Source organism: Halomonas sp. YLGW01 (genome assembly GCF_014840935.1).
GTDB lineage: Bacteria > Pseudomonadota > Gammaproteobacteria > Pseudomonadales > Halomonadaceae > Onishia.
Genome location: NZ_CP062005.1, coordinates 2,289,034 through 2,314,315 on the forward strand (window position 1 = coordinate 2,289,034; position 25,282 = coordinate 2,314,315).

A 25,282-nucleotide genomic window follows, 5' to 3' on the forward strand; every position below is an offset into this window, starting at 1 on the left:
CGGACAGGCAGAGCCGATTTACACCTGCTGTGAGTGTAAGGCAGGAGGCACTTCGCGCACCAAGTCTCACGGCCCGCCATCGGGTCATGTTGCCGCAAAGGCCATCGAGAGGCTGTCGATGGGCCCCGGTTCTTAACCGCGCCACCCGACAGGGAAGCGCAACAGTGAGGTGAGCCATGAACACCGTCATCAACCTGAAGACCCTGACCGCGGGGCTCGCGGCATCGCTACTGATGGCCGGCTCGGCCTTGGCGATGGACTCTGAAGCCGTGGAGAAACACATGGCGATGATCAGCGAGGAAACCGCCAAGTCCGACCAGCCCCGGGTCGAGGCCCTCGAAAAACACGTTCAAGAACTTGAGGAGCTGATCCGCATGATGATCGAGGAAAAGGACGCCGGTTCCTGATCGATTCGGGCTGGCTGGTGGGCATGACGGGATAATAGGATGACAGGCAGGTCTGTAAGCCCGCCTCCCTCCTTGATCCCCATCCCCTAAAAAGCGAAGGGCCTGCCGTGTGGCAGGCCCTTCGCCTTGCGTATCCGCGTCCGGTGTCTTCCTCTAGTTAGGCGCACGGGAAAACGAATCGGAAGCCTCAGTCGAGTCGCTGCACGCGCAGCTCGTAGTTGTTGACGCCGCTCATCGCCGTACCGAACTTCTGGCCATTGACCCAGATGTCATACTGCCCGGGCTCGAGGCGCGCCTCGAGGTCTACATCACCATCGAAGCCTTCCCCGGCGTCACTGGCGACCACTCGGCCGGCGGCGTCCCGCACCTCAAGCACAATGCGATAGGTGTCTTCGTAGCCGGTCGGATAGGTCGCGGTGGTGATCGCCACCGTTCCCGCCTCCTGCATGCGGAACGACAGCACCTCGCCCCGGGCGCGGATCTTGACATCGGCGACGAGCTCCTGAAAGGCCTCGGCCTTAGCAGCAGTCGACTCGTCGGCGGCATCCGCAGCCTGTGGCGTCTCGGGCTCAGACGCATTGGGCTCCGGTGCATCGGGCGCGGCCAACCGCATCTCTTCCTTACCTGATACGTCTCCTGCTGCCTCGCCAGCCGACTGCGTACTGGAGGCGGCAGCGGCGGGCGCCGTCAGGGTAGCGACCGAGTCCTTGCTGCTGACGAAGGCGCTGCGCTTGCCGTCGGCGCCTTTACGGGCAAAGAGACCATCGCCATCATCCACGGCCGCGGTGCGATTGCCTTCGGCATCGAGGCCCGTCACCGTGATATAGAAGCTGTTGCCTCCCTTGCTGCGCGTGCCGAACTTCTGCCCCTGGACCCGCAGCACATAGTCACCGGGCTCAAGCGGCTCGCGCAGTGCCAGGCCACCGTTCTGACCTAGCCCCTCGCCACGGGCGAGCTCGTTGCCGTCGGCATCCAGCAGCACCGCCTCGACCCGGTAGTCCTCGGACTCTCCACCCGGCACCCGGCTCTCGAACAGGTATCCACCGGCCTCCTCTACACTGAAGGCATGCTCGTGTGTTCCGCCATAGCGAAAACTCTGGCTACGGGCATCGTTCTGGGGCTGGAAGAAGCCGGTCAGATCGAGCCCGCGCCCTTCCTCGCGGAAGCGCTCCTGCATGGTGCTGGCAGGTGCCGTGGCGCTGACAAGCGACAGGCCGAGGGCGACCAGGCCGGTGACAATGGGCTGTTTCATGAAACCTCGCATCAAGACGAAAAAAGCCGGCCCAAGGGCCGGCTTTCGTTATATAAGCCTGAGGCTACAGGGTCAAACCCTGCAGGCAAGCTTAGAAGACGTAGGTGATACCAGTGGCGAAGCCGTCGCCTTCGTCATTCTCAGCATCACGGGTAGCGACTTCGAGGTAGGTGTACATGGCATCGGAGATGTTGTAGGTGCCGCCGACGATCACTTCGGTGCGGTCATCACGAGCGTCATCGTAGCTGACTTCCTGAACGGCGCCGTAGACATCGCCCATGCCGTAGCCGGAGCGGGCACCCAGAGCGACGAATTCGGTATCGTTGTCGGTGCTGCCGTCTTCGAAGACCTCGTACTTGGCGGCCAGGCGCAGGGCACCGATGGTGTACTGAGCGGTCACACCATACTGGTCACCGAAATCACCTTCAGCTGCCGCAGCATCATCAAGAACGACGTCACCATAGGTGCTGCTATCCGGATCGTTGTCGATGACGTACTGGCCTGTACCACCAGCATTGGCGACATCGAGGGAATCGAGGTTGTCGTAGACAGCGGCGATGGAGAAAGCGCCCAGAGTGTACTTGGCACCACCGAAGAAGGAGGCCTCACCGGAATCGGTCACGTTCTCGCCTTCGTCGGAGCCCTTATATTGGGTACCCACGGCGAACTGCAGGCCGTTAAAAGACGGCGAGGTGTAGGTCAGCTTGTCGGTTTGCTGAGCGCCGCCCGCACCATGAGCAGAGGTGGAGTCGGACAGGTCAAAATATTCGTTGCTGGTAACCGGATCCTGGATCCAATCATCGATCAGCTGGTCGTAGGAACCAAAGCGAACGTCACCAAAGGAACCCCGGGCACCGACATAGGCGGTGTCACCGGAATCGCCGGTGTCATCGTAGGTCGCCATTTCGTCAGCGGCGAAATCATCGAGTTCCAGCTTCAGGTAGCCGGTCACGTCGCTGGTGATGACATGCTCTGCGGCGAAGCCGAAAGTGGTGCCGTTGTCGTCAACGCTGTCCTGGGAATCGCCGTTGTCATCCTTGACGCTGTTATACGCCATCTGGATGTTGCCGTAGATGTCCAGCTTGGTGCCGTCCTGGTTGTAGACGGTAGCAGCGGAAGCGGAGGCGGAAACCACCATGGCGCCGGCGATAGCAGTCGCTAAGAGTGTCTTTTTCATCGCGATAAGTCCTTTAATGTGACTAGCTTCAGGTTTCGATCGTAGTGCTGCTTGATGCAGCCGGCCTTTCGGTTTTATTTCGCCCGGGTGTACCGCTTATACCCGAAACGTCGATCCGATGTTGGCCTTGTTATAATCCAATGCTCGCAGGGAAACCATATACCGGGTTTTTCCGGAGTGCAACAAGAAAAAACACTGTTTTCAATCTCGATTCACTAGATTGATGGAACCCTGTCCCGCTGCCGCTGTCATGCCGCGGGGCATTCGCCCGGCCGAGAGTGCCATGGCCATATGACCGACACACGACAGGCGGCGGTCACCATCATCCATGGGGCGGAGCGTCGATACAAAGCCTACTGTATCAACGCTCTAGGGAGGCTCAGCGTGAACCGTGCTTGGCGAGCAGCGCCCCGAGCTTGCGCTCCATGCGCTCGCCGGGGGCTTCCTGGGAGGAGGGTTCTGAGGGGACTTTCGAGGAAGCATCCGACGCAGGGGCCTCGGGGGAGGAGGTTCCGGGCCTCGGAGACTTCTGGGAAGAAGCGTCAGGCGCAGAAGACTTCGCTGCCGCAGTCTTGCCCGCCGCACTCACCTTGCCGCCCTCGCGCTTCTTCCCGGCACGCCCCGCCTTGCGACGCTCGGCCTGCTGCTGGGCACGCAACTCATCGAGTTTCTTGCGGGCATAGCGGGCCTCGCCTTCGCTGACCGGACCGGCCGCCTCGCCGTCGAGCCCGACCCGCTCGGCTCCCTGACGCACCGCCTTCAAATAGCGCGGCAGATGCACGTAGCAGGCCAGCGCCCGGCGCACCAGCTTCTCGGGCCAGGGTTCGCGAGCCAGCAGGTCCTCGTGGATGCCCACCCGCAGCGGCCGCACATGGCCCTTGAAGAAGGCATCCGGGTAGCGGCGATACCACTGGTTCAGCAGCGCCTGGGGCGATGGCACCTCGCCGGTCGACGGGCTACCCTGCTCGCTCGCCAGCGCCCCTGAGGCGTCCGGCGCGGGCTCGGCCGAGGAATCGGTCGAGGGTGCCCGAGACTGGTTTTGGACTTGAGCGTTGGCTTGAGCTTGCCGAGCGCGAGCCTGAGACTCGGCTGACGCCGACGGCGCCCGGTCTGTGTGGGAGGAATCGGCCTCGGGCGAGGCCGCCGCCAGAGGCACCGCCCCGGATGCCTCTTGTGCTTCTGGACACGCCTCTGAACGCGAGGGCGCAGCGCGAGACGTGCTGGGCGGATGCGGTGTCGCCTGCGCGGCGGCCGACTCCGGCCGGGCCCGGTGAGAGAGCAGCGCGGCGAGCCCCTGACTGCGGGGATGGGCATGACCATCCGCGGTATGGGGCGCGCGGGCGAACTTTTCCTCGAGCTCGCGACAGGTCTCGCCCAGCGCCTGATGCTCGCGGGTGAGTGCATCGTGCTGCTGTTCGAGCTCACGGCTCTTGCTTTCAAGCCGACGGCGCTGTGTTTCGAGCTCATGGCTCCTGGTTTCCAGCTCACGGCTCTTTATCTCGAGCTCATGGCTGCGCGCCTCGAGCCGGCGATTCTGTTCGACCAGCGCCGCCACCCGGGCCCTGGCCTGGGCCAGCTCTTCAAGCCGTGCCTCGGCGCAGGCTTCCAGCGTCGCCAGCAAGGCCGCGGTGCGTTCGTTGTTCAAGGCATGCCCCTCCATGCGCGTCTTACGATAATCGGCCGGACCGTCTCGGCCAGATGACTCGACCAGATGACTCGGCCAGATGAATCGGCCCGACGGCACCTCACCCTCCGTCGCGGCCGCCATTCTGCCAAGTGTGTGTCAGCCACGGCTTCCTGACAAACGGTGCGGCCCTGGCCTGCGACACGGCCTGCTTTCAGCGACGCCGATACTCGCAGAAAGCGTAGGCCGGCTGCCCCTCGGCCGGCGAGCCGTCCACGACCTGCTCGCGGTGCCACTCGGCTTCCTCGAACTCGGGGAAGAAGGCATCACCCTCGAGGGTAATATCGACCTCGGTCAGGTAGAGCCGGCTGGCATGCGCCATGGCCTGAGCGTAGATCTGGGCGCCGCCCATCACCATGATCTCCTCGACCCCATCGATGATCGCCTGCTGATCGGCGAGGTCCAGGGCGCTGGCCAGGTCGTGGCAGACGCTCACCCCGGGATGCGCGAAGCTCACATCGCGGGTGATGACGATATTGCGCCGCCCCGGCAGCGGCCGGCCGATCGACTCGAAGGTCTTGCGACCCATGACCAGCGGCTTGCCCTGGGTCATGGCCTTGAAGAACTTGAGATCCTCGGGCAGGTACCAGGGCAGCTGATTGTCGACCCCGATCACCCGGTTACGGGACATGGCGGCGATCATCGCTACCGGCACCAGGGTGTCGATGACGCCGTGGGCTTCGTTTTGCTCGCTCATACCGCCACCTTGGCCTTGATATGGGGATGCGCCTCGTAGCCGTCGATGCGGATGTCCTCGAAGCGGAAGGCAAAGAGATCATCGATCTCGGGGTTCAGCCACAGGCTGGGCGCGGCCAGCGGCGCGCGGGAGAGCTGCAGCTCGGCCTGTTCCAGGTGGTTCGAGTAGAGGTGCGCATCGCCCAGGGTGTGAATGAACTCCCCCGGTGCCAGGCCGCAGACCTGGGCGATCATCTGGGTCAGCAGCGCGTAGCTGGCGATATTGAAGGGCACGCCGAGGAAGATATCGGCACTGCGCTGGTAGAGCTGGCAGGACAGGCGGCCGTCGCTGACGTAGAACTGAAAGAGCGCGTGGCAAGGCGGCAGGGCCATCTCGTCGACCAGCGCCGGGTTCCAGGCGGAGACGATCAGCCGACGCGAATCCGGGTTGTGCTTGATCTGTTCGATCAGTTTGGCGATCTGGTCGACATGCCCGCCCTCGGGATGCGGCCAGCTGCGCCACTGATAGCCATAGACCGGGCCCAGGTCGCCGTTCTCGTCCGCCCACTCGTCCCAGATCCGAACGCCGTTCTCCTTGAGGTAGGCGATATTGGTGTCGCCGGAGAGGAACCACAGCAGTTCATGGATGATGGAGCGCAGGTGCAGCTTCTTGGTGGTGAGCAGCGGGAATCCCCGCGCCAGGTCGAAGCGCATCTGGTGGCCGAACACGCTCCTGGTGCCGACGCCGGTGCGATCGTGCTTGGTGACGCCATGTTCGAGCACATGGCGCATCAGGTCCAGATAGGGCTGCTCGAGCGCCGGGGCGGCGCCGGTGGCGGTGTCGTGGGTGTCGTCTGGCATCAGGTCTGGCATCAGGGCATCGCCGAAGGTTGTGACAAAGCGCCTAGTGTACTGAGTCGGCGAATCGCCGGCCACCGCCCTGCCCGAGCCACCGATGGGGCTCGACGCTCAGGCACTCGCCGGGTCGACCGGCCGAGCGTCATCCACCGGGCAGCGACGCGACCACAGGATCAGCAGCACGCCGGCGAGGATCATGGGCAAGGACAGCAGCATGCCCATGGTCAGCCAGTTCCAGGCGATGAAACCGAGCTGGGGATCCGGCAGGCGCACGAATTCGATCAGGAAGCGGAAGCCGCCGTAGCAGGCGAGGAAGAGCCCGGAGACCAGGCCGCGACGCCGCGGGGTCGCCGACACCCACCACAGGATCGCGAACAGAACCGCGCCCTCGAGGATCGCCTCGTACAGCGACGAGGGATGCCGGGGGGCCGGCCCCATGCCGGGAAACGGCATGCCCCAGGGAAGCGACGTGACACGGCCGGGCAGCTCGGTATTGATGAAGTTGCCGATACGTCCGGCTCCCAGGCCGATAGGCACCAGCGGCGCCACGAAATCGGTCAGCTGGAAGAAGGCCAGGCGATGCTTGCGGGCGAAGAGCAGCATCGCCACCAGCACGCCGATCAGCCCGCCGTGGAAGCTCATGCCGCCATCCCAGACCTGGAACAGCCAGAGCGGGTCGGCCAGCAGCCGGTCGAGCCCGTAGAAGAAGGCGTAGCCCAGCCGCCCGCCGGCGACCACGCCGATGGCGGCATAGAAGATCAGATCGCCCACATCATCGCCCGAGAGCCCCACGCGGCTGGCGCGACGGCGGCCCAGCCACCAGGCGGCGACGAAGCCGATCACGTACATCAGGCCGTACCAGTGAATCTTGAAGGGGCCGAGGGCGATGGCCACCGGATCGATCGCGGGATAAGTCAGCATCTTGCATCCAGGTCGAAGGGTAAAAGGGGGTTGGTAAGACAGGCATCGAGCCATGAAGTGCCCAAGACTCGGGAGAGTGGTCCGAGCCTCAGCCAGAGACTCGCTCTCGCCCCGGCAGCCAGCGCCTGACCATCTTGACCAGGGCCTGGGGCCGGTAGGGCTTGGCCAGATAATCATCCATGCCGGCGGCCGCGAAGTGCTCCCGGTCGGCCTGGCTGGCATTGGCGGTCAGGGCGATCAGCACGCTGCGCCCGCGGCCATCGGCTTGCGCCTCTCGCTCGCGCCAGCGGCGACTGGTCTCCAGGCCATCCATCGAGGGCATGTAGATATCCATGAACACCAGGTCATAGAAACGTTCGGCGGCAAGCGCCAGTGCCCGATCGCCGCTGTCGGCCACATCCACATCGAAGCCCTCGGCCTCAAGCACATTGCGCGCCAGCATGCTGTTGACCGGGCCGTCATCGACGATCAACACCTTCGGCCAGGAGCAAGGCGCCTCCTCGGCACGGGACTCGGTCGACTGCCCCATCAGTTCGGGCACCGGTTCTGAGAGGCTGGCCACCAGCACGCCGACATCGGCCAGTCGCTCGCGCAGTCGTGCCTCGCCGGGGGCGCTGGCATGCTCGGAGATAAAGGCGTTGAGTTCCTGAATCACCGGTTCCAGCTCGCGCTGCAACAGGCTCATGTAGGTCGACTTGAGACGCGAGTCTTCCCGCGCCCGGTCGCGGGCCTGGGTCAGCTGGTCGACATAGCCGGGCGCGTCATCCAGCGGCTCGAGGATACCCAGCTCATGATCGTGGCGATCCCGCAGCGATAGCATCCGCAGCCCATGCCAGCCGCCGTGGCTGTCGTGCAGTCGCACCCGGGTCCATTCGGCCTCGGGGTCTTCGCAGCGCAGCAGACACTGGGTGCCCAACCCCTTGAGGTCGGCCTTCGGGCACCCCATCAGCTGCTCGAAGGCGGTGTTGGCATCCACCAGCACGTCATTACGCATGATGAAGGCCGGTGCCGAAAGGCCGGTGAGCATCTGGTCGAGATGGGGACGCTCGGCGAGCCGACTCAGGAGGTTATCGAGGCTGTCGAGCAGGGTCTCGAGACGCGTCACCGGGCCGCACGCCGGTCCGCCGTTCAGATGGGCCCGTTTGGGCTTGAGCCAGCTGGGCATCTCCTTGTGCACTTCGCGCAGCAGTCGCTCGAGACGCTCATAGGGCACCCCCAGATGCGTTTCCCAGCGCTGCAGTCGGTGGCGCACCATGACCAGGAAGATGCTGACGATCAGGCCGGTGCCGACCAATAGCACCAGCATGAGCAGTGCCTGAACGAGTGACAGGCTCTGCGCCGGGAGTGTCGCTCGCCAGATCATGCCCCAGGCGATGCCACACAGCAGGACCAGGCCCACCTCGGCCAGCAGCAAGGGCCAGAGCACCGGCCAGATCAGTCGCTGCCACAGGCTATCCGGACGCGTTTCCACTCGCATTGACTGCCTTCGGGTTCGTCGATGGAAGATGAAGAGAGTGTACGTGCCCGCGGGAGCCCTGTCATGACAGCCTTACACGCTAGCGGCGCCCTACCACCAACGGGCCGTGCCGCCGAGACGATCTCGCGCTTTGCAGCCACATCAGGGCGGGATAAGGTAGCGGCATGTGCCTGATCGCTTTCGACTACCGCCCCGACGCCCCCGCCTGGTTGCGCCTGATAGCGAACCGGGATGAATTCTTTTCACGGGCCACGGCGCCCCTGGACGCCTGGCCCGAGGCTCCGGAGATCGTCGGCGGCCGCGACCTGGTGGCCGGCGGCAGCTGGCTGGCGGTACACCGCAGGGGCCGGGTGGCCGCGGTGACCAACGTGCGCGACGCAGGTCTGGTGACGCCGCCCGACGCCCCCAGCCGCGGCCAGCTGGTCCCCGAGGCGCTCCGGGTCGATGATCTGGCGGGCTGGCTTGACTCCCTGGCAGAGGGAGACGCCTGGCGGTATGCGGGGTTCAACCTGCTGGTCGGCGACCACACGGGGTTATGGCATCTGCATCGCGGCCGTGCGGACTTGCGGCTGCAGCGCCTGCCCGCCGGCCTGCACGGGCTCTCCAACGCGAGTCTCAACACGCCCTGGCCCAAGGTCGCCCTGGCACGCCAGGGTCTGGCCGAGAGCCTCGTCGCCGACGATTGGCCGCAGGCGTCCCTGTCGGTGATGCATGATCCCGACTTCTCCCCCGCCCCCGACGAGCTTCCCGATACCGGGGTCGGTCTCGAGCTGGAGCGCCGGCTCGCGCCTCCCTTCATCCGGGGCGACACCTATGGCACCCGCGCCACCACCTGGCTGGAATGGCAGCGCAACGGCCGGCTCACCCTTGGCGAGCGCCGCTTCGGGCCGAACGCGCGTTGCCAGGGGGAATCGCGCCTGGCGCTCTCCCCGACGGACTGGGATGCCAGGCCGCGTGTCTAATCGTTGCGGCTGGAGGCGTTGCGGCTGAGGCGCTGGGGCTAGAGGCGCTGGGGCAAGGGAGGGGACGAGCGCTGCCGGCACCGCCCACTGCCACACATGGACTCAGTCCCTGGGCGGCAACAGGTGCGCCAGCTGCCATTCTGTCAGGCGCGCATCGAGGTGGGCACGCACCGCCGAGGGCGTCGTCAGCGACAGCGTCTCGGCGACCAGACCCTGAGCCGCCGGCAGGGACACACGCCGGATCGCGGCGCGCACCCTCGGCAGACTGGGGGCGTTCATCGACAGCACATCGAAGCCCATGCCCATCAACAGCAGGGCCCCGGCCGGGTCGCCGGCCAGTTCCCCACACACCGAGGTCGGCATGGACAGCGCCGACGCCTCGTCGGCGAGACGGGCCAGCGCCGACAGCACCCCCGGGTGACAGGGGTCGTAGAGGTCAGCGACTCGCGGGTTGTTGCGATCCACCGCCAACAGGTATTGCGTCAGGTCGTTACTGCCCACCGAGAAGAAGTCGACCCGATCGGCCAGTGCCTCAAGCTGATAGAGCGTCGCCGGCACCTCGATCATCACGCCGACACACGGTCGCTCCACCGTCACCCCCTCTTCTTCGAGTTCGGCCAGCGCTCGACCGATCAGGCGCTGGGCGGCATCGACCTCCTCGACGTTGGTGATCATCGGCAGCAGGATCTGCAGGTTGTCCAGGCCATGAGAGGCCCGCAGCATGGCGCGCAGCTGCACCATCAACACCTCGGGATGATCCAGGGTCACCCGGATGCCCCGCCAGCCGAGGAAGGGGTTGGCCTCCTCGATGGGAAAATAGGGCAGATCCTTGTCGCCGCCGATATCGAGGGTGCGCATCACCACCGGCAACGGCGAAAAGCTCTCGAGCTGGTCGCGGTAGAGCCGGGTCTGTTCCTGCTCACCGGGGAAGCGCTCGGTGATCATGAAGGGCACTTCGGTGCGATAGAGCCCCACCCCGCTGACCCGGGTCTTGAGCGAGGCCACCGCATCCACGGCCAGACCGGTATTGACCATCAGCGCCATGGCATGACCGTCGGAGGTCTCGCTGGGCAGGTCCTGCTCGTGCTCGAGCACCTCGGCCAGCGCCTCTTCCTCGGCGATCAGGCTCTGATAATGCCGCCCGAGCTCCTCACTCGGGCGCACGAACAGCCGTCCGCGATGCCCATCGAGGATCACCCGCGCGCCGGTGAGGCGCGTCAGCGGCAGGTCGACCATGCCGAGCACCGTCGGCACGCCCATGGCGCGGGCGAGGATCGCCACATGGGAGGTGCTGGAGCCGCGAATCGACACCAGGCCGGCAAGCTTACCGCGAGGCACCTCGCCGAGGGTGGCCACGCTGAGCTCGTCGCCCACCAGAATGGTACTGTCGGGATAGGTGGCAGGCGTCTCGGCGCTTTCTTCCTGTAGATGCGCGAGCACCCGCCGCCCCAGGTCCCTCACGTCGGCGGCCCGCTCGCGCAGGTAGTTGTCGTCGACGCGCTCCAGGTACTGGACGTGGCGGCGCACCACGTCGGCCAGGGCACCGGGCGCCCACTGCCCTTCGCGGATCCGCTTCTCGACCTCCTGACCCAGGGCGGCCTCGCTGAGCATCTGCTGGTAGACCTCGAACAGCGCCAGTTCCTGGGCACTGATGCGACTGGCCAGGCGCTCACCGGTGGCGCGCAGCTCATCACGAACCTTGAGGATCGCCTCCTTGAGCCTGGCGATCTCGAAATCGATATCGGTGGGGATCAGATCGGGGACGCTGTCCAGGTCGGCGGGCGGGGCGATCACCACGGCGTCGCCGATCGCCATGCCCGGCGAGGCGGCAACGCCGGTGAAGGTGGCCTGGCCGTCATTGCTCACCGGGCGACTCAGGACACCGGTGGCCAGCGCATGGGCCAGGACGCCTCCCAGCTGGGCGGCCATGGTCACCAGGAAGGCCTCATCGCCCTCGTCGTAGCGCCGCTTGTCCTGCTGTTGCACCACCAGCACGCCGAGCATGCGACGCTGGTGAATGATCGGTACGCCGAGGAAGCTCGAAAACCGCTCCTCGCCGGTCTCCTCGAAATAGCGAAAATGCGGGTGCGCCGGCGCATCTTCCAGATTGAGCGGCTCTTCCCGCTGGCCGACCAGCCCCACCAGGCCTTCGCCCAGTGACATGCTGACCTGCTTCACGGCGCGAGAGTGCAGGCCGATGGTCTCCATCAGCACCAGACGCTCCTGCTCGACGTCGTACAGATAGAAGGAACAGACGTCGGTGCGCATCGCCTTGCGGATGCGGCGGACCATGGTCGAGAGCGCGGCATCCAGGCTCCGCGCCTCGTTGACCTCCTGGACGATACGACGTAACACGTCGAGCATGAGCGTTCTTCTTGTCGTTGGCGGCTTGAATGACGGCGCCGGCCGAGGGTCAGTCCTCCCCCAGGGCCAGTCGCTGCGCACGGGGGGCGAGCTCACGCAGCGCGCGGCGATAGACCTCCCGCTTGAAGGGCACAACCTGCCCCAACGGATACCAGTAACTCACCCATCGCCAGCCATCGAACTCCGGCTTGGGGGTGGTATCCATGCAGACCCGGCTGTCGGTGCAGCGGATCCTCAGCAGAAACCACTTCTGCTTCTGGCCGATGCATACCGGCCGTGAATGGGTTCGTATCATGCGTCGTGGCAGACGGTAGCGCAGCCACCCTCGGGTACAGGCGAGCAGTTCGACATCGGCCTCGGTCAGGCCGATCTCTTCTTCCAGCTCCCGGTACAGGGCCTGTTGCGGTGTCTCGTTGGCCTGGATGCCTCCCTGGGGAAACTGCCACGCATTCTGTCCTACCCGACGCGCCCAAAGCAGCTGGCCCTCGTGGTTGGCAATGATGATGCCAACATTGGGGCGAAAGCCGTCAGCGTCGATCACGGACATCACCTTATGAATCCAATATTGAAGCCATTCTTCCACAAAGCTGGAAAGGGCATCAATACACTTCAGGGCGCCTGTTCCGGGCGGTGTTCAACATCGGAGCACTCTGCAATAATTCACGCCTTATTTACCTGCCTCCCGACGACCGTTATCTGCCCCGGTCGCAAGGCCCATCGTCCATCGCGAACATCACAAGGAGTGTGCCTTGAGCCTGGCCATCTTCGATCTCGACAATACCCTGATCGGCATCGACAGCGATCATGCCTGGGGAGAGTTCCTGCTTGAGCAGGGCGCGGTCGATCCGATCGCCTACCGGGAGGCGAACGAGCGCTTCATGCGCGATTATGAGAACGGCACCCTCGACATGCATGCCTTTCTCGAGGTCGCCCTCAAGCCCCTGGCCGACAACACCCCCGAGCAATTGGCGGCCTGGCACCAGCAGTTCATGGCCTCAAAGATCGAGCCGGCCATTCTGAGTCGCGGCGAGGAGCTGGTGGCGCGCCACCGCGCGCGGGGCGACACCCTGCTGATCATCACCGCCACCAACCGCTTCATCACCGCCCCCATCGCCGAACGGCTGGGCATCGACCACCTGATCGCCGTGGAGCCGGAGATTCATGAGGGGCGCTACACCGGCCGGGTGACCGGCACCCCGAGCTACCGCGAGGGCAAGGTCACGCGCCTGGAGCAGTGGCTCGAGGGCCGCGATGTGACGCTGGACGGCGCCTGGTTCTACAGCGACTCCCATAACGACCTACCGCTGCTGGAGCAGGTCGACCACCCGGTGGCCGTCGACCCGGACCCCACCCTGCGCCAGCATGCCCTGGACAGGGGCTGGCGACTCATCAGCCTGCGCTGATCGCCCCGCGCCCTGGCCACCCTCCTCGACCACGCCTCTAGACGGGCGAGGAGGGTCAGCCAACGGCCTCGTGGCCAGGCTTCGCGTCTCTCTACGGAACTCTCTACGGAACTCTCTACGGCCCCCTCTACAGCTCTCTCTTCGCCGCCACTCACGCTATCTTCCGCGCCGCCTCCCCTCCTCGATGTCATGGATCCGCATGGTGTCACGGCAATTCATGGCTATGATGGACTTTATCCATTGCTGCATTGCACCAAGGATCGACTCTCGCGGAACCAATGCAACATGCTGATTTTTAAAGACAAAAACATAACCCACCAACCCAAGGTATTCCTTATGAGGTTCTTCTTCAGCATAAAGTCGAGCTTTGGGATGGATTTTAATTGTCGGCGAAGTCGCTATAATGCCCCCCAGTTGCTTCATGTCGACCCTGTTGGCGAACGCGCCTCGCCCGCAGGCACAGGGCCTCCGAGACCGTCTCGGAGGGTTCGTCCCGCACCAAGACAAGCGAGAGACCCCATGACTACCCCGACCTACGATGTGCTGATTGTCGGTGGCGGCGTTTCCGGCACCGCCCTGCTCTATGAACTGGCCCGCTATACCGACCTCAAGGCCGTCGGTCTGGTCGAGAAGTACGATCATGTGGCGATCGTCAACTCCCATGGCCGCAACAACAGCCAGACCATTCACTGCGGCGATATCGAGACCAACTACACCCTCGAGAAGGCCAAGACGACCAAGCGCACCGCCGGCATGGTGATCAACTTTGCCACCAAGCTGACCCCCGTCCAGCGCGACAAGGTCGTCTACAAGTACCCGAAGATGGTGCTCGGCGTGGGCGACGACGAAGTCGACTTCCTGCGTAACCGCTTCACCAAGTTCTCCGCCCTGTTCCCCCACATGAAGCTGCTCGAGCGGGACGACATCGCCGAGCTCGAGCCCAAGCTGGTGGAAGGCCGCCGCCCGGAAGAGCCTATCGTGGCCATGGGCTCCACCGACGAATACACCGCGGTCAACTACACCACCCTCTCCGAGTCCTTCGTCGAGGAAGGCAAGAAGGCCGCCGACGAGAAGGGCATGGACTTCGATGTGCACCTCTCCACTGCCGTCCAGAAGATTCACCAGGAAGGCGACCTGTTCAAGGTCGAGACGCCCAACAAGGGCACCCTGACTGCGCGTTACGTGGTGGTCAGTGCGGGCGGCCACTCGCTGCTGTTCGCCCACCAGATGGGCTATGGCCTCGACAAGTCCTGCCTGCCGATGGCCGGCTCTTTCTACTTCACGCCCAAGGTGCTCAACGGCAAGGTCTACACCGTCCAGAACGAGAACCTGCCGTTCGCCGCCGTCCACGGTGATCCGGACGTACTGGTCGATGGCAAGACCCGCTTCGGCCCCACCGCCCTGATGCTGCCCCTGCTGGAGCGCTACAACGGCAAGACCTTCACGGAATTCCTGAAGGTGCTGCGCCTGGACAAGAACGTGGTCAAGGCCCTGTGGGACCTGCTCAAGGTGCGCGATATCCGCAACTACATCTTCAAGAACTTCATGTTCGAGGTGCCCTGGCTGCGCGAGCGCCTGTTCCTCAAGGACGTGCAGAAGATCGTGCCCAGCCTGACCGTCAAGGATGTCAGCTTTGCCAAGGGCTTCGGTGGCGTGCGTCCGCAGTTGATCGACAAGGACAAGCAGAAGCTGGTCATGGGCGAGGCCAAGATCAACCCCGGCACCGGCATCGTCTTCAACATGACGCCCTCCCCCGGCGGCACCAGCTGCCTGGGCAACGCCGAGAAGGACATGTACCTGGCGCAGCAGTTCCTCGGCTTCAACATCGACACCGAGGCCTTCGAGCGTGACCTGCTGACCGGTGAAGTACCGCTGACTGACCTGGAGCGGCCCGAGGCCTCATCGCTGATGTGATCTCGTCCTCCAGAACGCAAAATGCCCCGGCCATGCCGGGGCATTTTCGTTGGTGCCGCCTGTATCGAGTGCGGCGCCTGGTGGCGAGAGGGACTGCGCCGGAGGCCGCCTTGACCTCTCAGGTGCTGCTCAAGCGCTGATCAAGAGCTGGTCAGGCCGACCTTCGGCGCCTCTGGAGGCGGAGAATGCGCGGCATGCAGACGGCCGATTAGCTGATCCTCGAGCTCGAAGCGCGCCTCCAGCCCCCGAGCCAGGCGATCCAGCCAGGCAGGCAAGCGGTTCAGATAGAACTCGCAACGACTGGGGCTCGCATAGTCGTTGTCGAAGGACAACACCAGCTCCGTGGACATCTCCAGCCGCTCTAGCAGCTGATCGGCAATGGTCAGCGCCTCGTCGTCGCCGAAGGCCTTGGCTTCCTCGCGCAGCTGGGGATAGATCTCGAAATGACCGGCACTGATGTAGTCCATCAACAGCTCGCTGAAGCCATCGATCTGGGATTTCTCCACCGCCTCGAGCGCATCGTTACAATCCTTGCGCAGCGTCACGAAGCGGTCGAGCATCACCCGGCGCTCCTCGAGCCAGCGATCGATCAGGCGATGCACGCCGCCCCATCGCTCCAGTGCGGTCTTGCAGTCTTCCAGCATGATGGCCTCCCAAGCCTGGGCTCTATACCCCCGAACGGGTTTCCGTTGAGGGTCAGACTCCACCTCCCGCGAGGCCCTGTCAATGCCAAGATCGTGCTGCCCTTGATCCAGCGCAACCCTTTATCAACGCACGCGCGTTTCAAGCAACTGCTTGACGCGAGCGCGCCTTCAGGGAGGCATGCAGCAGACCAAGTGGCGCCAGCGCCAGCAGTAGAAAGCCGATCAGGGTCCAGCCCGGCAGCGACAGACCGAGCAACCGCGCACCGACCTCGGCGCATTCCCCGGAGCCCACCAGCACCATGTTCAGCACGTCCGCGAGCGGCAGGATCTCCAGCATGTAATCGAGCCCGGGACCACAGCTTGGCACCTCACTGGGCGGCAGCGACTGCAGCCACAGGTGCCGCCAGGCCAGCCCGATGCCGGCGGCCACCGTGACGAGCCCCAAGAGGCCATAGACGGCCCCGCCACGCCCCCGGGGTCCGTGCAGCGCGGCCAGGCCCAGCACCAGGGCGGTGGCCAGTACCGCCACCCGCTGGAAGATACAGAGCGGACAGGGCTCGAGGCCCATGACATGCTCCAGGAACAGGGCCACGCCCATCATCAGCACACAGAAACCGAGCCCCGCCAGGGCCCAGCGGCGCGGGGTCCACGCCTCGAGAAATCGAATCATGCGAAGAACATCCTTGAAGAGAACTGGAGACCAGGGGCCCCGCCCCGTCCGGCGAGGCCCATCGAGGGATCAGGCCTCGCCGACGGTGCGAGGTTCCAGGGCCCGGGCAAAATAGTGCGCCAGGAAGTCGTCGAAGCCTTCCGGCTCGGCGGCCTCGATATCGCCCTGCTGCTGCAGGGACGTCTCGCGAAGCTCTTCCAACAGGGCCTCGCGGGCACGATCCATGGGCTTGGCGCGCCAGGCCTCGGCCTGCTCCCGAGCCAATGACAGGGTCGCTTCGACGAAGTCCTCGTCGTGTTCCTGAAGGCGCGCCGCCAGCTGACCGGAAGGCGTCAGGCGGGGATCCTCGAGGCGCGGCGCCAGGGCGCTCAGCGCTTGTGCATGCCCCTCGCCGCCCTCGATGATATCGAGCAGCTCGGCCACCCCCGCAAGCTCCGAGAATATCGCGCGCCCCCGCTCGGCCAGACGCTGCGGCCGACCATCGACGATCAGCTCGAGGGCCGGATCCCGACCGCGCTCGACGACGAGCCGGCGATTGTCATCCAGCCGGTCGCATTCCTCGTCGGAGATCCAGGGACTGTCGGACAGCAGACACCACAAGAGGAAGGTGTCCAGGAAGCGCATCTGCGTCTCGTCGACGCCCAGCGCCAGGAAGGGATTGAGATCGAGACAGCGCACCTCGATATACTCGACACCCCGGGCCTCGAGCGCCTGGGTGGGCGTCTCGTCATGGCGCGCCACGCGCTTGGGACGAATGTCGCTGTAATACTCGTTCTCGATCTGCAGGATATTGGCATTGAGCTGGCGCCATTCGCCGTCCACCTTCACGCCTCGTTCCTCGTAGGCGGGCCAGGGAGTCGAAATGGCGTGGCGCAGGGTACCGACATAGTTCGACAGGGAGTTGAAGCAGATCTTGAGCTGCTCCTGCACCTTGTTCTGGTAGCCCAGATCCGACATGCGCAGCGTGGTGGCGTAGTCCGACAGCAGGGTATGGCGGCCATGGCGGCGCAGCTTGTCGGCGGGTGGCTTGCCATCCAGGAAGCTCTCGTCGATGGCCGGTGAGGCGCCGAACAGGTACATCAGCAGCCAGCTGTTGCGCCGGAAATGCCGGATCAGCCCGAAATAGCGCTGTGAGCGATAGTCGCCCTCGGTGTCGCGCCCTGCCTGGCGATCCAGCTCCTTGAGCAGCGGCCAGAGATTGTCCGGCAGCGAGACGTTGTAATGCAGCCCGGCGATGGCCTGCATGATGCGCCCGTAACGCACGTCCAGCCCCTTGCGATAGACATGCTTCATGGTGCCGACATTGGAGTCGCCATAATCGGCGATCGGCACGCTGTCGTTGCCTGCGAGCCTTGACGGCATGCTGGCCGGCCAGATCAGCTCATCGCCCAGGTAGCGATAGCTGTAGCGGTGCAGGTCGCCGAGGAAGGCCAACGCATCCGCGGGTCGGCAGTAGACCGGCGTGATGTATTCGAGCAGCGCCTCGGAGTAATCGGTGGTGATGTACGGATGGGTCAGCTTCGACCCCAGGCAGCGGGGATGCGAGGTCGCCGCGATCATGCCGTGGGCATCGGCGCGCAGGCCCTCCTTCTCGATACCGCGCCGCAGTCGGCCGATCACGCCTTGGCGGGCCGGCCCCTTGAGGCGCGAGAGGACGGTGGCGAGTTGCTCGGACAAGGTGAACACCCCATGTGATGGAAGGGCGGGGCCGCTGCCCCTCTCTTCGTGCTTGAAAACAAGGGCGAGCGCCATAGGCCTGACGCTCGCACGAAACCTGAAACTTGATCGACTGATTATGCGGCCTCGGCGACGGCTTTCAAGCCGCCGCCGGGGCTCACTTGCCCTTGCGCTTGGCCTGCAAGAGGGCGGCGCCGAGCGCCCCCACGGACGCATCACCCTTGGTCTTGGCCTGGGCCTCGGGCTGGCGGCTGGGCTTGCGCTCCCCGCGGCGACGGGACGTGCCGGCGCCCCCGCGCTCGGCGCCCTCGGCCTCGGGCTCGTCGTCCAGGCGCATCGAGAGGCCGATGCGCTTGCGCGGGATATCCACCGCCATCACCTTGACCCTAACGATGTCGCCGGCCTTGACCACGCTGCGCGGGTCCTCGACGAAGCTGTGCGACAGCGCCGAGATGTGCACCAGGCCGTCCTGATGGACGCCGATATCGACGAAGGCCCCGAAGTGGGTGACGTTGGTGACGCTGCCCTCGAGCACCATGCCGGGTTCGAGATCCTTGAGGGTCTCGACACCCTCCCGGAACTCGGCGGCCTTGAACTCCGGCCGCGGGTCACGGCCCGGCTTGTCGAGTTCCTTGAGGATGTCGGTGATGGTCGGCACGCCGAAACGCTCATCGGCATGCTCGGCGGGCTTGATTGCCTTGAGGGTGGCGCTGTCGCCGATCAGGCTCGCCACCTCGCGGCGGCCGGCCTTGGCGATACGCTCGACCAGCGGGTAGGCCTCCGGGTGCACGGCACTTGAATCCAGCGGATTGTCGCCGTTCATGATGCGCAAAAAGCCGGCGCACTGCTCGAAGGTCTTGGGACCCAGGCGGCTGACCTCGAGCAGCGCCTGGCGGCTGGTGAAGGCGCCTTCGGCGTTACGACGAGCGACGATGTTCTCGGCGAGCCCCGGGTTGAGGCCCGAGACCCGAGAGAGCAGCGCGCTAGAGGCCATGTTGAGATCCACCCCCACGGCGTTGACGCAGTCCTCGATCACCGCCTCGAGGCTTCTGGACAGCTGCACCTGAGAGACGTCGTGCTGGTACTGGCCGACGCCGATCGACTTGGGCTCGATCTTCACGAGCTCGGCCAGCGGATCCTGCAGGCGTCGGGCGATCGAGACGGCGCCGCGGATGGTGACGTCGAGATCCGGGAACTCCCGGGCCGCATACTCGGAGGCCGAGTACACCGAGGCTCCCGCCTCGCTGACCATCACCTTGCTGAGCTTGCCCCCGCCCAGACGGCCGATCAGCTCGCCGGCCAGCTTGTCGGTCTCGCGACTCGCCGTGCCGTTGCCCACCGCGATCAGCGCCACACCATGCTTCTCGACCAGCTTGCCGAGCACGGCAAGCGACTCGTCCCAGCGGTTCTGGGGCGCATGGGGATAGATGGTGGCGTGTTCGAGGAACTGGCCGGTGGCGTCGACCACCGCCACCTTGCAGCCGGTGCGAAGCCCCGGGTCGAGGGCCAGGGTGGCCTTGGGGCCCGCCGGGGCCGCCAGCAACAGATCCTTCAGGTTGGCGGCGAAGACGTTGATGGCCTCCAGCTCGGCACGCTCGCGAAGCCGGCCCATCAGCTCGGTTTCCAGGTGAGTGTAGAGCTTGACCCGCCAGGTCCAGCGCACCACCTCGCGCAGCCAGCGATCGGCCGGGCGGCCGTGATCCTGAATACCGGCCTGGCGGGCGATGGCCACCTCGGCCGGGTGCACCGGGGCCTCGTCCTCGCCGGGCAGCTTGAGGGCGAGCGCCAGCACCCCCTCGTTGCGGCCACGGAACATCGCCAGCGCCCGGTGCGATGGCGCCCTGAGCAGCCGCTCGTCATGCTCGAAGTAATCGGAGAACTTGGCGCCCTCCTCGCCCTTGCCCTCGATCAGGCGGGCGCTGAGCTCCCCCTCTTCCCAGAATCGCTCGCGCAGGCGCCCGACCAGCTCGGCATCCTCGGCGAAACGCTCCATGAGAATCTGCTTGGCGCCATCGAGGGCCGCCTTGGCATCCTCGATGGCCGGGGTGTCGCCCTCGGCGGCACGCAGGTAGCCCTGAGCCTCCTGCTGCGGGTCGAGAGAGGGGTCGGCGAGCAGCGCATCCGCCAGCGGCTCGAGGCCGGCCTCGCGAGCGATCTGTGCCTTGGTACGGCGCTTCTTGCGATACGGCAGGTAGAGATCTTCGAGGCGCTGCTTGGTGTCGGCGTCGCGAATCAGCCCGGCGAGCGTGGGCTCGAGCTTGCCCTGCTCGTCGATGGCGGCGAGCACCGCCTCGCGGCGCTCCTCCAGCTCGCGACAGTAGCGCAGTCGCTCGTCGAGTTGACGCAGCTGGGTGTCGTCCAGGCCGCCGGTGACTTCCTTGCGGTAGCGGGAGATGAAGGGCACGCTGGCCCCGCCGTCGAGCAGCTCCACCGTGGCCGCCACCTGCTGGGGGCGGACCGCGAGTTCTTCGGCGAGGCGAGCATTGATCTTGGCTTGTGCGTCCATGGAGTCCTTGACGTTCGACCGACGAAAGATCGCGACAAGGTATCATAAACGCCGGGGCGTCGCTGCCCGGCGCAGGGCCGCGCCGGGTCGGGCCTCAGGCCGCCACGAAGGTCAGCGCCAGGCCATTGTTGCACCAGCGAAGGCCGGTGGGCTCGGGCCCGTCCTCGAACACATGGCCCTGGTGGCCACCGCAGCGCGCGCAGTGATACTCGGTGCGCGGCCAGATCGCCTTGTAGTCGACCTGAGTCAGCAGATGGCCCTCCACATGGGTGAAGAAGCTCGGCCAACCGGTGCCGGAGTCGTACTTCATCTCGCTCCCGAACAGCACCAGGTCACAGCCCGCACAGCGAAACTCGCCTTGACGGGTTTCCTTGTCCAGCGGGCTCGAGTACGCAGGCTCGGTGCCTGCCTCACGCAGGATATGGAACTGCGCGTCGCTCAGACGCTCGCGCCATTGCGCCTCACCGAGCTCAAGCACCTCGATGCCTGCGGCGCGCTCGAGGGCGAGCTTTGGGCGGGCATTGGCCAGGGCGGGAAAGAGCCCCGCCAGGCCGCCGGCGCCGAGCAGACCGAGCACATGTCGACGTTGCATAACCACCTCCACAGATGAGACCTCTGGATACCTCGTCGCCACACACCAGATGCCATAGCAGCCGGCGACTCGCGCGACGCCCGGGCGCCTGAATGCGACCCGGGGAAGACACCCACAAAAAGGGGAAGCCGCGGCTTCCCCTCTTCGACCCATGATCGGCGCCGGGGTTCGTCCCGACGCCATGGGCGTCTTATGCCAGTCGCGGACCGGCCTGGACGATCGCCTCGTCGATGCCGGCAAACTTCTTGAAGTTGTCGACGAACTTGGCCACCAGGTCCTGCATCTGGCGATCGTAGGCGGCGCGATCTTCCCAGGTCTCGCGCGGATCGAGCAGGCTGGAATCGACGCCCGGCACGGAAAGCGGCACCTCGAGGTTCAGGCCCTCGACGGTGCGGGTCTCGACGTCGCGCAGCATGCCGGACTGGATGGCGCTGATGATGCCGCGAGTGGTGGGAATCGCGAAGCGCGAGCCGCCCTGGCCATAAGCGCCACCGGTCCAGCCGGTGTTGACCAGGTAGACGCGGGCGTCGTTCTCCTCGACGCGCTTGATCAGCAGATCGGCGTATTCGCGAGCCGGGCGCGGGAAGAAGGGCGCACCGAAACAGGTCGAGAAGGTCGCCTCCAGGCCTGCCGAGGAACCCATCTCGGTGGAACCGACCTTGGCGGTGTAACCGGACAGGAAGTGATAGGCCGCTGCCTCCTTGGACAGCACCGAGACCGGCGGCAGCACGCCAGACATGTCGCAGGTCAGGAAGATGATGGCATTGGGCTCGCCGGCCCGGTTCTCCGGCACCCGCTTCTCGATGTGCTCGAGCGGATAGGCGGCGCGGGAGTTCTGGGTCAGGCTGTCATCGGCGTAGTCCGGGCTGCGGCGGTCGTCGAGCACCACGTTCTCGAGCACCGCGCCGAACTGGATGGCCTGCCAGATCACCGGCTCGTTCTTCTCGGAGAGATCGATGCACTTGGCATAACAGCCGCCCTCGATGTTGAACACCGTGCCCTTGCCCCAGCCGTGCTCGTCGTCACCGATCAGGTAGCGGCCCGGATCGGCGGAGAGGGTGGTCTTGCCGGTGCCGGACAGGCCGAAGAACAGCGTGGTCTCGCCATCCTCGCCGACGTTGGCGCTGCAGTGCATCGGCAGCACGTCGTGAGCCGGCAGCAGGAAGTTCTGCACCGAGAACATGGCCTTCTTCATCTCGCCGGCATAGCGCATACCGGCGATCAGCACCCGGCGCCCGGCAAAGTCGATGATCACCGCCGCCTCGGAATTAGTACCGTCCCGAGCCGGGTCACAGGCGAAGTTGGCGGCGTTGAGGATGGTCCACTCGTCCTTGGTGGCCGGGTTGTAGGCCTCGGGGCGCACGAACATGGTCCGCCCGAAGAGGTTCTGCCAGGCCGTCTCGGTGGTCATGCGCACCGGCAGGTAATACTGGGGGTCGGCCCCCACGTGCAGCTCGGAGAAGAAGCTGTCGCGCTCGCCCAGGTAGGTCTCGACCCGCTCCCACAACGCCTCGAAGGCGGCCGCCTCGAAGGGACGGTTGACGCTGCCCCAGTCGATCTGGGCACTGGTCGAGGGCTCATCGACGATGAAGCGATCCGCCGGCGAGCGTCCGGTGCGCGCTCCGGTATTCACGACGAGGGCGCCGTTGTCGGCCAGTCGCCCTTCCCCCCGCAGCAGCGCATGCTCGATCAGCTCGGCACTGCTCAGGTTGGTGAACTGCTGCTGGCTTTCGGTCGCGTCTACGCGGGAGACGGCTTGGTTCATGGTCATGTCGGTGTCCTGGGCCCGAAGGCGCTTCTCTCTCGTTAGCCGGCGCGCGCTGACGCGCCTTCATATTTTTCGTGCCGGCACCGGTGACAGGTGGTCCTGTTCTATTAGAAAAACGGCGCCAGGCGGCTCGCATGGGCGAGCATTATGGCAAAAAGGGGCGCCAGGGAAAACGCCCCGTTTCGCCATCTTTCGTGTAGTTTTTCTACTACATAGAGACACTTATGCGACGATGACACATGGCGTTCAGTGCAGGGTCGGGGCGGGGGCGTCCGGTGACTCGATCAGCGCCTCGATCTCCGCGGCCCCAAAGTGGTAGCGGGTATGACAGAAGTGGCACTGGGTATCGACGGCCTGCTGCTCCTCGAGGATGCTGCGAAGCTCCGCTTCACCGAGGTTGTGCAGGGCACGGGCAATGCGCTCACGAGAGCAGCTGCAGGCGAAGTGCAGGGGCTTGGGGTCGAAGACCCGCACGGTTTCCTCATGGTAGAGCCGATGCAGCAGCTCATGCTGCTCGAGACCGAGCAGCTCATCGTCCTTGAGGGTACTGGCCAGGTGCACGGCACGGTCCCAGGCGTCCTGGTCCTGATTCTGGCTCTCGTCGGGCAGGCGCTGCAGCAGGAGGCCGCCGGCCCGGCGCCGGTCGGCATCCGCGGCCAGCCACAGCCGGGTCGGCAGCTGCTCGGAGCGGGCGAAGTACTCCTCCAGACAGCCCGCCAGGCTGTCCTCGGTCAGCTCGACGATGCCCTGGTAGCGATTGCCCTCCTTCGGGTCGAGGGTGATGACGATGCGCCCCTCGCCGAGCAAGTCACGAAAGTCCGCACCCTCGGCGGGCAGGGACTGATCCTCGGCCAGGCGAGCGATGCCGCGCAGCTCGCCGCCGGGGTTGGACTCGGCCATCAGCAGGCTCAAGGGCCCGTCGCCACGCACCTCGAGGCTCAGGGTGCCATCGAGCTTGACGGTCTCGGTGAGCAGTGCCGCGGCGCTGAGCAGCTCGCCCAGCAGGCGGGCGACCGGCGCGGGATAGGTCTGGGTATCGAGTACCGCCGCATAGGCGGCATCGAGGGTCATCAGCTCGCCGCGCACGTTGGTGTCGTCGAGCAGGAAGCGTTGAATCTGGTCGGTCATGTGAAGGGTTCCGGTAACTTCGAATCAGGAAAATGCGGAGCTGACTGTCGTGGACAACGCCTGAGCCCTCAGGCGACGGCTGAACACACGGATCGCTAGTCGCCCGAGTCGCGCATGAAGCGCTTGATCTCACGACGATCGCGGCGGTCGGGCCGCTTGAGGGGATGCTGCATGGCCTGGTTGGCCAGCCGGCGCTGCTCGGCTTCCTTGGCACGGCGCGCGGCGCTGTCGTCGGTCTCGCGGTAGAGAGTGCGCGCCTCGGGAGCCCCGCGGCGCTGCCCGGACAGCGCGAGCACCTCGACCTCATAGGTGTCCCACCCCTGGGGCGCACGGATCAGGGCGCCCACCTCCACGGTCTTGCTGGTCTTGGCGCGAGCGCCGTTGTAGTGCACCTTTCCGCCCTCGATCGCCTTCTTGGCGAGCTGACGGGTCTTGAAGAAACGCGCCGCCCACAGCCACTTGTCGAGTCGCACCTCGGCCATGCTCAGCGCTCCTCTGCCTGCGGCGCGGCGCCGGGGCGCCCGTCGGGCAGGATGCTGGCGAAACGGTCGAGCGCGATGAACTCCTCGAGGTCGCGCTCCGGCCGGCGGCTGTCGGGCTGCTTGATGCCCAGCAGATGGCGGATGCCGAACTCGCGGGCACTCTCCAGTACCGAGGGGTTGTCATCGATGAACAGGGTACGGGCGGGGTCGAAGGGCTCGATCTCCTGCAACGCGAACCAGAATGCCTGCGCCTCCTTGGGCTCGCCGACATCCGCCGACGAGACGATGGCATCGAGATAGTCCTCGAGCCCGGTCAGCGGCAGCTTCAGCGCCAGGCTCTCGCGGTCGGCATTGGTGGCCAGCACCACCCGCGGATGGGCCCGCTTGAGCCAGGAGAGAAAGTCCAGGGCATCACTGCGCAGGCCGATCAGGTGCTGCACCTCGCGCTTGAGGGCGACGATATCCACCCCCAGCTCGCGGCTCCAGTAGGCCAGGCTGTACCAGTTGAGGGTGCCCTGCTCCGAGATGATCCGCGAGCGAACCTCCTCCTGGCTGCTCTCATCCAGGCGGTGCAGCTCGACATAGCGCCTCGGCAGGTGCTCGAGCCAGAAGTGGCTGTCGAAATGCAGATCCAGCAGGGTACCGTCCATGTCCAGCAGCACGGTATCGATGGCGCGCCAGTCGATCATCGGCCAAGGGCTCCAGAGCAATGAATAGGGTG

Annotated in this window: 22 protein-coding genes; 4 read left to right on the forward strand and 18 right to left on the reverse strand. The window is 65.4% G+C overall.

Features of this window, described 5'->3' with window-relative positions; all coding sequences use genetic code 11:
• Positions 1-176: 176 nt before the first annotated feature.
• The gene (locus tag IEJ03_RS10580) at positions 177-407 is read left to right on the forward strand and encodes a hypothetical protein (RefSeq protein ID WP_192034824.1); all 231 of its coding nucleotides are present in this window, start codon (positions 177-179) and stop codon (positions 405-407) included.
• 187 nt (positions 408-594) lie between these two features.
• On the opposite strand, the gene IEJ03_RS10585 is transcribed toward IEJ03_RS10580, so the two are convergent.
• The 7 genes from IEJ03_RS10585 to IEJ03_RS10615 all read right to left on the reverse strand — a co-directional run bounded on the left by IEJ03_RS10585 (position 595) and on the right by IEJ03_RS10615 (position 8,451).
• Positions 595-1,659 carry a hypothetical protein gene (locus IEJ03_RS10585; RefSeq protein WP_192034825.1) on the reverse strand — a complete coding sequence of 355 codons (1,065 nt, stop codon included), beginning with the start codon at positions 1,657-1,659 and terminating at the stop codon, positions 595-597.
• Between the two features lie 91 nt (positions 1,660-1,750).
• The gene (locus IEJ03_RS10590) at positions 1,751-2,836 is read right to left on the reverse strand and encodes a porin (RefSeq protein ID WP_192034826.1); all 1,086 of its coding nucleotides are present in this window, start codon (positions 2,834-2,836) and stop codon (positions 1,751-1,753) included.
• Between the two features lie 379 nt (positions 2,837-3,215).
• Positions 3,216-4,481: a ProQ/FINO family protein gene (locus IEJ03_RS10595; protein WP_242457939.1), complete on the reverse strand. Its 1,266-nt coding sequence runs from the start codon at positions 4,479-4,481 to the stop codon at positions 3,216-3,218.
• Between the two features lie 193 nt (positions 4,482-4,674).
• On the reverse strand, positions 4,675-5,217 hold the full coding sequence (locus IEJ03_RS10600; protein ID WP_192034827.1) for a dihydrofolate reductase: 543 nt from the start codon (positions 5,215-5,217) through the stop codon (positions 4,675-4,677).
• Positions 5,214-6,056: a thymidylate synthase gene (locus tag IEJ03_RS10605; RefSeq protein WP_192037284.1), complete on the reverse strand. Its 843-nt coding sequence runs from the start codon at positions 6,054-6,056 to the stop codon at positions 5,214-5,216. Before IEJ03_RS10605 ends, IEJ03_RS10600 begins: the two co-directional genes overlap by 4 nt.
• Before the next feature lie 108 nt (positions 6,057-6,164).
• Positions 6,165-6,974: a prolipoprotein diacylglyceryl transferase gene (lgt, locus tag IEJ03_RS10610; protein ID WP_192034828.1), complete on the reverse strand. Its 810-nt coding sequence runs from the start codon at positions 6,972-6,974 to the stop codon at positions 6,165-6,167.
• A gap of 88 nt (positions 6,975-7,062) precedes the next feature.
• Positions 7,063-8,451: a response regulator gene (locus tag IEJ03_RS10615; RefSeq protein ID WP_192034829.1), complete on the reverse strand. Its 1,389-nt coding sequence runs from the start codon at positions 8,449-8,451 to the stop codon at positions 7,063-7,065.
• Between the two features lie 164 nt (positions 8,452-8,615).
• Here IEJ03_RS10615 and IEJ03_RS10620 point away from each other — a divergent pair, with 164 nt between their 5' ends.
• On the forward strand, positions 8,616-9,413 hold the full coding sequence (locus IEJ03_RS10620; protein WP_192034830.1) for an NRDE family protein: 798 nt from the start codon (positions 8,616-8,618) through the stop codon (positions 9,411-9,413).
• A gap of 102 nt (positions 9,414-9,515) precedes the next feature.
• Here the strand turns inward: IEJ03_RS10620 and ptsP are convergent, their stop codons facing one another.
• A complete protein-coding gene (gene ptsP / locus IEJ03_RS10625) occupies positions 9,516-11,777 on the reverse strand; it encodes a phosphoenolpyruvate--protein phosphotransferase (protein WP_192034831.1) in 2,262 nt (753 codons plus the stop codon).
• 49 nt (positions 11,778-11,826) lie between these two features.
• Positions 11,827-12,318: an RNA pyrophosphohydrolase gene (locus IEJ03_RS10630; RefSeq protein WP_192034832.1), complete on the reverse strand. Its 492-nt coding sequence runs from the start codon at positions 12,316-12,318 to the stop codon at positions 11,827-11,829.
• A 208-nt stretch (positions 12,319-12,526) separates the two neighbouring features.
• On the opposite strand from IEJ03_RS10630, the gene IEJ03_RS10635 reads away from it, so the two are divergent.
• Complete coding sequence (locus tag IEJ03_RS10635) at positions 12,527-13,180, forward strand: HAD family hydrolase (RefSeq protein ID WP_192034833.1); 654 nt, start codon at positions 12,527-12,529, stop codon at positions 13,178-13,180.
• 519 nt (positions 13,181-13,699) lie between these two features.
• Positions 13,700-15,094, forward strand: a complete 1,395-nt coding sequence (locus tag IEJ03_RS10640; protein ID WP_192034834.1) for an FAD-dependent oxidoreductase — start codon at positions 13,700-13,702, stop codon at positions 15,092-15,094.
• Between the two features lie 140 nt (positions 15,095-15,234).
• On the opposite strand, the gene rsd is transcribed toward IEJ03_RS10640, so the two are convergent.
• From rsd to yrfG, 9 genes are all read right to left on the reverse strand, one after another.
• On the reverse strand, positions 15,235-15,738 hold the full coding sequence (gene rsd / locus IEJ03_RS10645) for a sigma D regulator (protein ID WP_192034835.1): 504 nt from the start codon (positions 15,736-15,738) through the stop codon (positions 15,235-15,237).
• A gap of 139 nt (positions 15,739-15,877) precedes the next feature.
• A complete protein-coding gene (locus IEJ03_RS10650; protein WP_192034836.1) occupies positions 15,878-16,408 on the reverse strand; it encodes a disulfide bond formation protein B in 531 nt (176 codons plus the stop codon).
• A 69-nt stretch (positions 16,409-16,477) separates the two neighbouring features.
• Positions 16,478-18,085 carry a glutamate--cysteine ligase gene (gene gshA, locus IEJ03_RS10655; RefSeq protein WP_242457940.1) on the reverse strand — a complete coding sequence of 536 codons (1,608 nt, stop codon included), beginning with the start codon at positions 18,083-18,085 and terminating at the stop codon, positions 16,478-16,480.
• Positions 18,086-18,242: 157 nt separating this feature from the next.
• Positions 18,243-20,591, reverse strand: a complete 2,349-nt coding sequence (locus IEJ03_RS10660; protein ID WP_192034838.1) for a Tex family protein — start codon at positions 20,589-20,591, stop codon at positions 18,243-18,245.
• 94 nt (positions 20,592-20,685) lie between these two features.
• Positions 20,686-21,183, reverse strand: coding sequence for a peptide-methionine (R)-S-oxide reductase MsrB (gene msrB / locus IEJ03_RS10665; protein ID WP_192034839.1), 498 nt, complete (start codon positions 21,181-21,183; stop codon positions 20,686-20,688).
• 190 nt (positions 21,184-21,373) lie between these two features.
• Entirely contained in the window at positions 21,374-22,954 is a 1,581-nt protein-coding gene (locus tag IEJ03_RS10670) for a phosphoenolpyruvate carboxykinase (protein WP_192034840.1), read from the reverse strand.
• A 243-nt stretch (positions 22,955-23,197) separates the two neighbouring features.
• Complete coding sequence (gene hslO, locus IEJ03_RS10675) at positions 23,198-24,079, reverse strand: Hsp33 family molecular chaperone HslO (RefSeq protein ID WP_192034841.1); 882 nt, start codon at positions 24,077-24,079, stop codon at positions 23,198-23,200.
• A gap of 95 nt (positions 24,080-24,174) precedes the next feature.
• Complete coding sequence (locus tag IEJ03_RS10680) at positions 24,175-24,561, reverse strand: S4 domain-containing protein (RefSeq protein WP_192034842.1); 387 nt, start codon at positions 24,559-24,561, stop codon at positions 24,175-24,177.
• A 2-nt stretch (positions 24,562-24,563) separates the two neighbouring features.
• The gene (gene yrfG / locus IEJ03_RS10685) at positions 24,564-25,250 is read right to left on the reverse strand and encodes a GMP/IMP nucleotidase (protein ID WP_192034843.1); all 687 of its coding nucleotides are present in this window, start codon (positions 25,248-25,250) and stop codon (positions 24,564-24,566) included.
• Between the last annotated feature and the right edge of the window lie 32 nt (positions 25,251-25,282).